This is a genomic window from Tateyamaria sp. GN1-10 (genome assembly GCF_055693845.1).
In genome coordinates this window covers 1-8,968 of sequence record NZ_JBVFUR010000001.1, presented here as the reverse complement: position 1 = coordinate 8,968, position 8,968 = coordinate 1, and the positions used below count along the sequence as shown (strand labels likewise).

Annotated in this window: 10 protein-coding genes and 1 pseudogene; 5 read left to right on the top strand and 6 right to left on the bottom strand. The window is 54.6% G+C overall.

What is annotated here, in order from left to right; genetic code table 11:
- Positions 1 to 436, top strand: a pseudogene (locus ACZ1HN_RS00055) (hypothetical protein); the annotation flags it as partial.
- Positions 437 to 904: 468 nt separating this feature from the next.
- On the opposite strand, the gene ACZ1HN_RS00050 reads toward ACZ1HN_RS00055, so the two are convergent.
- The 4 genes from ACZ1HN_RS00050 to ACZ1HN_RS00035 form a co-directional block, all read right to left on the bottom strand.
- Positions 905 to 1,666 carry a hypothetical protein gene (locus tag ACZ1HN_RS00050; RefSeq protein WP_472725956.1) on the bottom strand — a complete coding sequence of 254 codons (762 nt, stop codon included), beginning with the start codon at positions 1,664 to 1,666 and terminating at the stop codon, positions 905 to 907.
- A gap of 1 nt (position 1,667) precedes the next feature.
- Positions 1,668 to 2,786, bottom strand: coding sequence for a DNA cytosine methyltransferase (locus ACZ1HN_RS00045; protein ID WP_472725955.1), 1,119 nt, complete (start codon positions 2,784 to 2,786; stop codon positions 1,668 to 1,670).
- Positions 2,787 to 2,894: 108 nt separating this feature from the next.
- The gene (locus ACZ1HN_RS00040; protein ID WP_472725954.1) at positions 2,895 to 3,158 is read right to left on the bottom strand and encodes a CopG family transcriptional regulator; all 264 of its coding nucleotides are present in this window, start codon (positions 3,156 to 3,158) and stop codon (positions 2,895 to 2,897) included.
- A complete protein-coding gene (locus ACZ1HN_RS00035; RefSeq protein WP_472725953.1) occupies positions 3,151 to 3,765 on the bottom strand; it encodes an AAA family ATPase in 615 nt (204 codons plus the stop codon). The genes ACZ1HN_RS00040 and ACZ1HN_RS00035 overlap by 8 nt, the downstream gene beginning before the upstream one ends.
- A 158-nt stretch (positions 3,766 to 3,923) precedes the next feature.
- Here ACZ1HN_RS00035 and ACZ1HN_RS00030 point away from each other — a divergent pair, with 158 nt between their 5' ends.
- On the top strand, positions 3,924 to 4,628 hold the full coding sequence (locus tag ACZ1HN_RS00030; protein WP_472725952.1) for a recombinase family protein: 705 nt from the start codon (positions 3,924 to 3,926) through the stop codon (positions 4,626 to 4,628).
- On the opposite strand, the gene ACZ1HN_RS00025 is transcribed toward ACZ1HN_RS00030, so the two are convergent.
- Positions 4,588 to 5,046 carry a hypothetical protein gene (locus ACZ1HN_RS00025; protein ID WP_472725951.1) on the bottom strand — a complete coding sequence of 153 codons (459 nt, stop codon included), beginning with the start codon at positions 5,044 to 5,046 and terminating at the stop codon, positions 4,588 to 4,590. The genes ACZ1HN_RS00030 and ACZ1HN_RS00025 overlap by 41 nt on opposite strands.
- Before the next feature lie 732 nt (positions 5,047 to 5,778).
- Here ACZ1HN_RS00025 and ACZ1HN_RS00020 point away from each other — a divergent pair.
- Positions 5,779 to 6,018: a hypothetical protein gene (locus ACZ1HN_RS00020; protein WP_472725950.1), complete on the top strand. Its 240-nt coding sequence runs from the start codon at positions 5,779 to 5,781 to the stop codon at positions 6,016 to 6,018.
- 173 nt (positions 6,019 to 6,191) lie between these two features.
- Here the strand turns inward: ACZ1HN_RS00020 and ACZ1HN_RS00015 are convergent, their stop codons facing one another.
- Positions 6,192 to 7,058: a replication initiation protein gene (locus ACZ1HN_RS00015; protein ID WP_472725949.1), complete on the bottom strand. Its 867-nt coding sequence runs from the start codon at positions 7,056 to 7,058 to the stop codon at positions 6,192 to 6,194.
- Positions 7,059 to 7,435: 377 nt separating this feature from the next.
- Here ACZ1HN_RS00015 and ACZ1HN_RS00010 point away from each other — a divergent pair, with 377 nt between their 5' ends.
- Both ACZ1HN_RS00010 and ACZ1HN_RS00005 read left to right on the top strand, forming a co-directional pair.
- Complete coding sequence (locus tag ACZ1HN_RS00010; RefSeq protein ID WP_472725948.1) at positions 7,436 to 7,630, top strand: helix-turn-helix domain-containing protein; 195 nt, start codon at positions 7,436 to 7,438, stop codon at positions 7,628 to 7,630.
- A 54-nt stretch (positions 7,631 to 7,684) separates the two neighbouring features.
- A complete protein-coding gene (locus ACZ1HN_RS00005) occupies positions 7,685 to 8,635 on the top strand; it encodes a hypothetical protein (RefSeq protein WP_472725947.1) in 951 nt (316 codons plus the stop codon).
- Positions 8,636 to 8,968 lie beyond the last annotated feature (333 nt).

Here is an 8,968-nt window from a genome sequence, read left to right as displayed (position 1 = left end):
GCCAGGGCGTTTGATCCTGGACTATCGTCAGCGGGATCGAGGCGGGGAATGGAAACCGGAACGCTATCCCGTCTATCTCGACACCACGCCCTGCCACATGGGCGGTGAACGGCATTGGTTTCTCTGCCCTGCCCGTGGGTGCGGTCGCCGGGTCGCCATTCTCTACGGCGGGGCAATCTTTGCTTGCCGCCATTGCTACCAGTTGGCCTACGCTTCTCAGCGCGAAAAGTCGGGTGATCGAGCTGCACGGCGGGCAGATCGTATCCGCGACAAAATGGGCTGGCCTGGTGGCATCCTGGAAGGCGGCGACTGGGGCAAGCCCAAGGGGATGCACTGGCGCACCTATGAGCGGCTTTGTCGGGAACACGACGCCCTGTCAGATCGCGCCCTGGTCGGGATCATGGGCCACCTGCGCCGCCTCGCGGGTCGTTTCTAAAATAGGCTGATTTAGACACGCTGGCCTGCCGCCCTGCCCGCCTCGTTCTGTGTGGCGAAGGTGGCAGGAAATAGGGCCGCTTTCTTCGCATCCTCACAAGCCCCAGTAATGAGGGTCAGACCTTGGCAGGATATGGCGGTTGTATGCACCTTTTGTCCCACCTTCCATCTGGTGGTGAAAATGATGGGGTGAAACTGGCAGGAAATAGGGGCTCTATGTTCACCCCTTTGTCAGTTCGAGAAACCCTTGTTTTCCAAGGGCGTAATCAGTTTTGGGTGTGAAGATAGAAACCGTGCCGGATTGACCGCTTCAAAGGCGCATTTTGCGGTGCATCAGAACGGCCAAAACCGCCCCGATAAATGGGGTCGGTTCTTTCCCTTATCATGGAAAGGTCAGCACCGGATTTTGTGCTGTTCGAGCTTAGGCCGCTGAGGTGTTCGACCTATTCAGGTGTAAGAAGTGTTTTCACTACCGATTGAACTTCGGTGCGGATTTCGTCTTGGTTTCGTTCAAAAAAGCAATGAGATCGTACCCGGCGACTTCCGACAGAAACGTGAATGTTGAGCGGTACACGTCGCCATCCAGTAGTCCTGTCAAGACGATCATGCCATCGTTTCGGTAACGTTCGATAACTGGAACGCTTACCTGATTAGAAAATATGGCGAAGGCTGGAAGCATTCGGGCTTGATATGCGTTCAAGCCATAGCGCAAATCCGCATTTTGACGTTTGGAGTCCGCGCTTTTATAGCCTTGCCTGACCTCAAACACGACGCCTTTGGTAGCAGCGTCAGCTGGTCTAGAAATAGAAGATAGGGCACCTTCCATCCATTTGGTGAGAGCTTCTCTGCGCTCTTCTTGCAAGTCATCAAGTGTGATACGGGCATCCAACGTATGGACCTTCATCTTCTTGCCCGCTGGATACTCATATGACCACGCCAACTGCGGCGCACTTAGGCCAAGCTGATTGCTTAGAACTGCGCGGAATAAGCGTTCAGCACCAATTCCAAGTTGGCGGTAAACGGAGGTCATGCCACCTGCGGCCCTATGAGCAGCGTAGACGGATGGAACTGTCATCCCAATAAGTGAGTAGAAGGGGTCATCACCATAGATGCGCTCGAACTGCTCGAAGCCTACGCCATCTGACTTTGACTGCCCAAAAGCAGGCCGATAATTGGCACACTTGCGAACAGGAATGAGGAACGTTTCTACTAAATCTCTATCGCTGGACATATTACAGTGCAAGGCTCAACTGGCTAACGTTTCGAGTGCTGCGGAAGTCACAGGTGTCATTCATGTCCTGCGCGTTGTTGCCATCAAGAAAAGCAGCAATAGACCCAGCCACCAAGTGACCGATTATGGGCGGTACAGCGTTTCCGATAAGCGTTAAATTGCGTTGTGTTGTGAAGGGGAAGACGAAGTCATCTGGAAAAGATTGTAATCTAGCGCACTCTCGCACCGTTAGCCGCCGATCTAGAGCATAGTGGAACTGAATGCGACCGCGTGCATTAGCACGAATACAGTATGCAACATCATTACGTTTGTTCGTATGGTCTCCTTGGCCTCCACCACTGGTTGCGCGTGAAGCTATGAAATACTGGCTCTGATTTGTAACCTTTTCGTCTCCGATAGCCTCAAGATCATGCAGTGCTTGATCAACGGTAAAATATGAATTTGCGTGTGTTGGTTTCGGTTTTTGCGGGAATCCAGATAGATCGTTGCGTACGCCAATCAGGAATAGTCGCCGCCGACTTTGAGGTAGTCCGTAGCTTGGACAGTGAATATTCCAAACTCTAAAAGAGTATCCCTCTGCTTCAAAGTCTTCCAATATTCGCTCAAGATACGATCCCCCAGACAGACGCCCTAGGTGAGGAACGTTTTCTCCGACAACGACTTTCGGGCGGTGATGGTGCATATAACGGGCGAGGGACGTGTAGAGCTGACCGCGTTCTCCTGCGAGGCCAGTCTTAGGGCCAGAAGATGAGAAGTCTTGGCACGGAAAGCCACCAATCAGCACATCCGCTGCCGGAAGATCCCGCGCTTCGGCTTTTTCTAGATCAAGGTTTTTGGCTTCATCGCCAATATTTAAGCGATACGTCTCTAGAGCATCATCAAGGTTGTCATAAGCAGCAATTATCTTAAATGGACGCCGTTCATAGTGTGTTCCATAGACCTCGAAACCTCCTTCAAAACCCAAGTCCATGCCTCCGCACCCAGAGAACATCGAGACAGTTTTGTGCTGTTTCCCAGTTTTATCAGATGCAAGGCGAGGGTGTTTATCACGTAACCCGCCTTCAAATTCAGGAAGGTTTCGCTTTGCTCGTACCTTTGGTCTACCGTCTTTGCGTTTCATAAACTTATCATTCTGGATTTCGCAGGAACAAGCCAGTTCCTAATGGAGGTTGGTTTATTGTTGCGATGAGGCTCGAAATTTACCCTCGCGTTGTGAGGTTTTACGTAACTACGCATTTGTGCGTTTAAGGTATTCCGCAAGGGCGGATTCCAATATCGCCTGGTGCGTTTGGTCGGTTTCGGCGGCATGAAGCCTCAGGCGCTTGTAGGTCTCGCCATCGAGCGCGAGCGTTAGCCGTTTCTCACCTGGGCGCTTTGCCGGTTTCTTGTCCTGAGCTGCACCCTGCCCTGCCCCGCGTTGCGGTATGCCGGTATCAGTCGGGCGGCTTTCGGTGTTCAATAGGCCATCGAGGGCCACGGGTTTCTTAGCCATCCAGAATCCCTTTCACGTAATCCCACACGGCGGCAATCTCTGCCCCCGCCTTCTGGTCGGTTGTTTCGGATACCCCCTGCCCGGTCGCGCCGGTTTCGGCATAGGCGACACGCTGCGCGATATTCACCGGGGCAACGCGGCCATGCTGCGCCAGGACGCGGGCCGCCTCTTCTGTGATCCGCGCACGCGGTGTCTGAGACAGGGCAAAGGCGAAAGGCACCTTCGCAGCATTCACGGCGGCTATGGTTGCGCCTACGGCTCGCAGATCGTCGGGGGAAGGGCGAACCGGGATCAGCACCAGGTCAGCAGCTCCAAGCGCCTCAGATAACCATTCTGGGGCCGCTGGTGGCGTGTCGATTATGCAGAGTTCGAATTGCGCCTTGGCCGCGTCCAGTGTTGCCTTGAGCGCATGAGGGGCGGGGTCACGGTCCAGCATGGCCGGTGTGTCAGCATCCCTGCTTTCCCACCACGCCCTGAGTGAGCCTTGCGGGTCCAGATCGAGGCAAAGCACTCTGAGGCCGTCTTGTGCAGCGGCAACAGAAAGATTGCGGGCTAGCGTTGTCTTGCCAGCCCCGCCTTTCTGAGCGGCTATGAGTATCGTTTTCATAGTTCGGGACGCTATCGCAAATCCGCGAAGCCGCAAATGCATAATTTCACACATACGCACTTGCATAATTACGTAAATGCATACATCTGTATAGAGACACAACGGACGTAGGGTTTTTATACACCCTAAGATTCCCCTAGGATCGAAAGGGCCGCGCCATGAAATTCGTCACCTATCTTCGCGTATCAACAGAACGCCAGGGCCAGAGCGGCTTGGGGCTGGAAGCGCAACGCGCGGCGGTGGCAGCGCACGTCCTGGGCCGGGGCGAGGTCGTCGCAGAGTTTGTCGAGGTCGAAAGCGGCAAGCGGTCAGATCGCCCGGAGCTGGCGCGGGCGCTGGCAGAGGCGAAGCGGGCAGGGGCCGTGTTGCTCATTGCCAAGCTGGACCGTCTCGCCCGCAATGTCGCCTTCATTGCGAACCTTCTAGAAAGCGGGGTCGAGGTCACGGCGGCGGATATGCCAGAAGCCAATCGGTTCCTGTTGCACGTCATGGCGGCGGTGGCAGAGCATGAAGCGCAAGCCATATCGGATCGCACTAAGGCGGCGCTGGCGGCAGCGAAGGCACGCGGTGTCAAGCTGGGCTGGTCTATCCCTGAGCGGGCTTCCGAGCAACGTCAGGCGGCGCGAAAGGGCGCGGCGGTGAACAGGGCGCGGGCGCTGGCCCATGCAGAGAACGTCTTGCCGGTGATCGAGCAAATCAGGGCAGGGGGCGCATCCCTTCGCCAGATCGCAGCGGAGATGAATGCGCGGGGCATCAAAACCGCACGGGGCGGAAAGTGGCACGCGGCAACGGTCAACAATGTTATTCACTTGTTGCAGAGCACTACTTGTCAGGCAGCGGTAAACCCAGATCGTCCTGGGTAGGTTCTGAGGCAAGATATAGCTCGATCCATTCGTCCAGATCGCTCATTGTAAGCTGATTTTCATTCAGGTTGGGGTCAAGCTGGCTACGAATGTTGCCAAGAAAGCGGATAGTCCGCTCTATGTTTAAGGCGATTTCTTCTCGCTCCAACTCAGATATTTTCCCGACGGACTTATGAAAATCAATACTATCTGAAAGCGAACGGGTAAAAAGCAGCAAGAGCCATGTTGGTACACCCGCTTCACGCGCGAAAGACTCCAACATGGCGTAGGTGATCGCCGTTTCATCCTTCAAAACTTTGGGCAAGCTGTGTTTGCTGAAAGGGCGTTTGCCTCTTCGATGATCACGCACAACTTGCAGTGTGCGATGTGCCTTCTTCTGCTCGCCATCGAAGAATTTATGGATCAGGTGAGAAAACATGAACCTAATAATCTGCGGGTTCAACCGTTTGGTCGGCGCTATGAATAGCGCGAGCCCTCTATACTTTTTAGCCATAACCGTTCCCAAATTTTGGGATCGATACCAAATGCAGGGATGTGCGTTCAAGGCCGGTTGTCAGAATGCTGGTGCCAGATATTCTGATCTCATGTTCACATACCGCCGAGAACAGAATCAGAAATACTACGACATCGGCGTCGATATTCAGGATTGCAGGCTTCTGCAACCTCATAATTCAAACACATCCAGGGGCACCTGTTTCCAGGTGACACATAACATGCGGCAGCTCAGCTTGATCAAACTCACAAATCCACTCGTTCAAATTCAAGCAGCCGCCAAGCGAATGTGGGAGACTGAGAATGCATACAGTCCGCAGTAAATCAGCAGATCATTCTCCGGTCACGCACCACGGCGATTCAGTGCGGCCCGGACAGCTTAGGGCGGTGTTCACTCATAGCAGTGAGCGCCGCTTTTTTGCATCTAGGGTTGGCAAACGCACAGCGCCAACTTCACGGACACCTCTCTACCGTACAGTTCGTGCTGTGTCGGGAGGAGAACCCGCGTCCGAAATCGTGGAAAAAGAGGTCCAAAAATCGAAACCGGGTCTGGCGGCTACCAGACCCGGCTTCTCAACCTCCACGATTAGGCTGGTCGGCTACCCGCTTGAGCAGATCGACCAGCCAGCGGCTAACTTGGCAAAGGAGGTATTCCGTTATGACGGTGCTTCACGATCTTGCTTCTCACATCAAAGGAACGGCACACTTTGGCTATTTGATGGCGAACGTGATCAAACTTGGCGATTTCGCGGGCAGCATAAGTGCATCCGCGAATACAGTGTCTGTACCAAGTAAATTGGTCGGCATAGATGCGGTCTACAGCTATTGCTTCGTGATTTATTTCACGCTGCACGTAGCGTCCATGATCTGCAAACATATTCACCGCAGAAACCGGTGAACCCGAAGCGGGCGTTCTTCGCGTGCGCCCGCTTCCTTGTCCGAAGGACAAACGGAATGGAAAACACTCTGCTGGTATGAAACCCGCTGAATTTTCCATTTGTATGCCCCCACAAGCTGGTTTCAGCTCGTTCAAATCGTCAAATAGACCGTGCGGCATTTGATCCTTTGGAGTCAAGGATCGCTGCTTTCTGTTGTCGGTTCTATCACCTCAGGTGGCAACATGTCCTCAACAGTCCCGGTGATCCGCGCCTTTCGGCCCACGCGGGGGCGCTGCAATTCAGCGTAAGCGGCTTTCCGGCCTTCAATGTCCTTCGCGCCCCAGCCGATCAGAACGCCGGTGACACGCCGCCCTGTCTTCTCAGGCATCACGGTCACGGTGAAGTCTGACAGGGCGTTCACTTCCATGAGCGCGGGCTTAATCGCGTATTGGTTCAGGTTTCCGAAGGTCGTCAGCTTGTCAGCTTCCACGCCTAAGAGTTCCCGGAAGTCATCCAGGGCAAACCGTTCAGTGAACACATGCTTGAGCCGCACGCGCCGCGCCACGGCTTCATAAAGGGCCAGTGCATATTTCGAGGTGAAGGCTCGAAGCACCTCCAGCTCTAGCTTGGCAAAGACGGTGGAATCCTTGAGCAGCAATGCCAGCTCGGGCGGGATCGAATATTTGAGGTTGCCGCGCTTCCGCTTAGGGTCTGACAGGTTGTTCCAGCCCAGGAGCTGCACGCGGTCGGTTGATCCATCCGGGCGCTGGATCGTCACCACGGTTGTCATAAGGGCTTCAATCGACTGCACAAGCCGATCATTGCTTTCATGTGTTTCTCTTAGGTCAGCAACCGCGATTTCAAAGCGCCTGCCCTCTGACGCCAAATCTGGCCCAAAGGCATGACGCAACAGCACGTTGAACAAGCGCCTATCTGCCAGCGTCAGCCTGGACGCGCCCTTAACCTCGATCAGTTCGGCAGGCTTCACCATCTCGCCCATGTTCGGGGCGACATCGAGTGTTCGCGTATTATTAGTTTTGGGGCGGGTCGATTCTGACAAAGCGTTTCCGTTAGCTGGCGATTCGCTCAAAGCTAAGAGTAAAGCCATGCCAGAGGCAAGGTTTTGTGTCTCGATCCAGGTGACGCACAAACCGCCCGATTCCTAAGCGATAACCGCCCCAAAACTAATGGATAACCGCCCCAAAACTAATCTGTCCTCGCCCGATTCCTAAGATTTAGGCCGATTAATGTCTTTAAGTCAGCAGCTTACGGCCACTGAAGTAAGAAGATTCTAGAAGAAAAAGAAGAAGAAGGGAAATTCAAGCTTGCGGAATTACGTAATCGCATAAAAATACCCATGTTCGATCTTTGTTCCTTGAGCTGCAAGGGACGAGACGGTACAATCCGTCGTATCTGCTCATACATGGACAACAAGATATGGACATTTTACCCCTGCTCACCGTGGCTGACTTCTGTCAGGCCGTAGGTATTAGCCGATCTACCTGGCACAAACTCAAGCGCCAAGGCGCAACACCCGCTGTTGTCACTATCGGCGGCATTCAACGCATCCGAAAGGAAGCGGCTGAGGCATGGCTTACCGAGAACGAAACCAAAAGCAGCACCATCCACTAACAACATCTTGCCGGTCGAAATGGGAGGAACGGCGGGCACATCGAGGTTAAGAAAATGGACACGCAATTTACCGCATCAAGTTCAAACGGAACGGCTGAAACGCCCGAGTTACGGAAGCGGCCTATATATATAGATCGCGCGTTACCTGTACCGTACTGTTCCCATCAGAACCCACATCAAAACACATTAGCAGACAAGGGTGCGCAAGGGGCGGCTCTCAAAGCCGCAACCGCAGCACACCCGCTGGACGCGGTGGCCGGTAAGATCACTAAAACGATCCAGTCACCAGAAAAATGCACAGACGGCTTGCCGATAGGTTCGCAGACCAATTTCATAGAAGCGGCAAAGTGCGCGGCCATTCTCGGTTTCCCGGTTAACACGCTTCTCACGGTTCGCTGGTCGTCGCTCTACCATCACGACAACGCCAATCCCCTCTTTGCACAACCACCCGTCGAGCGAATTGCCTACCTTGTCGAGTTGCTGAGAAAATGGATCGGCGCACGGTGTCGCGGCGGTTTCCAGTATCTTTGGGTGCGCGAAACAACATCAGAGCTGGGCGAGCACTGGCACCTCGCCTTTCATCTGCCCCGCGGAAAGCAAAAGGCCATCGGGGCCTATCTCTCCGATCTTCTTGGCGAACCCTTAAGCCACACGCTTCGCACCACGGCGCAGGGTCGGACAGAGGGCGAGTTCGCCTGTAGCGTCTGGGGGTCGTGGCATCTGGCGAAAGACACGCACCCGGAACGATCCAGCTTCTACCTCGCCGCCTATCTTGGGAAGGGCGAACCGTCTGAACGCATGTATCGTGGCAAACTGGTGCCTAACACCCGCAAGCCGGTCAGGGGGCGGGTATTCGGTGGCCGCGAAAGGTCTGGCCGATATGACGCGCCGCAGGGGCAAATCAGGGGCACAACTGCGCTCAAGAAACGGTTCGACATTGCCCGCCCGCTCAAACAGGCCATGAAAGCGCGCCAGAGCGGCGATTTAAGCGGTATGAGGGCTTGAGGTCTGGTTGGGGGTGCCAAATGCGGAAAGGGCGCTCAGCGGCGCTCTATGCGCGTCTCAGGGGCACTGCCGGAAACACCCGTTTCTAAGCAAAAGCAGCCGGGAACCGATAATGGGCAAGTTTTCAAATGATTTCGGCAAAATCCTGAGGTGAGGCATGGGCGGAATAGGTAGCGGGCGGCACTGGCAGTTCGGGGCAAACACGACAGACGATTACCGCTCGATTGATATTAGGTGGCTGAAACGCGAAGGGCTTTTGGAGTCCAGCGTCAGTCGCAGCATCACCTGGTCGCGGGGTGGCGAGGTGACAGGCTCAATCAATGTCCGTTCTGA

Coding starts and splice junctions, on each gene's coding strand:
- ACZ1HN_RS00050 (WP_472725956.1), bottom strand. CDS start 1,666: ATGTCCAGCGATAGAGATTTAGTAGAAACGTTCCTCATTCCTGTTCGC.
- ACZ1HN_RS00045 (WP_472725955.1), bottom strand. CDS start 2,786: ATGAAACGCAAAGACGGTAGACCAAAGGTACGAGCAAAGCGAAACCTT.
- ACZ1HN_RS00040 (WP_472725954.1), bottom strand. CDS start 3,158: ATGGCTAAGAAACCCGTGGCCCTCGATGGCCTATTGAACACCGAAAGC.
- ACZ1HN_RS00035 (WP_472725953.1), bottom strand. CDS start 3,765: ATGAAAACGATACTCATAGCCGCTCAGAAAGGCGGGGCTGGCAAGACA.
- ACZ1HN_RS00030 (WP_472725952.1), top strand. CDS start 3,924: ATGAAATTCGTCACCTATCTTCGCGTATCAACAGAACGCCAGGGCCAG.
- ACZ1HN_RS00025 (WP_472725951.1), bottom strand. CDS start 5,046: ATGTTTTCTCACCTGATCCATAAATTCTTCGATGGCGAGCAGAAGAAG.
- ACZ1HN_RS00020 (WP_472725950.1), top strand. CDS start 5,779: ATGACGGTGCTTCACGATCTTGCTTCTCACATCAAAGGAACGGCACAC.
- ACZ1HN_RS00010 (WP_472725948.1), top strand. CDS start 7,436: ATGGACATTTTACCCCTGCTCACCGTGGCTGACTTCTGTCAGGCCGTA.
- ACZ1HN_RS00005 (WP_472725947.1), top strand. CDS start 7,685: ATGGACACGCAATTTACCGCATCAAGTTCAAACGGAACGGCTGAAACG.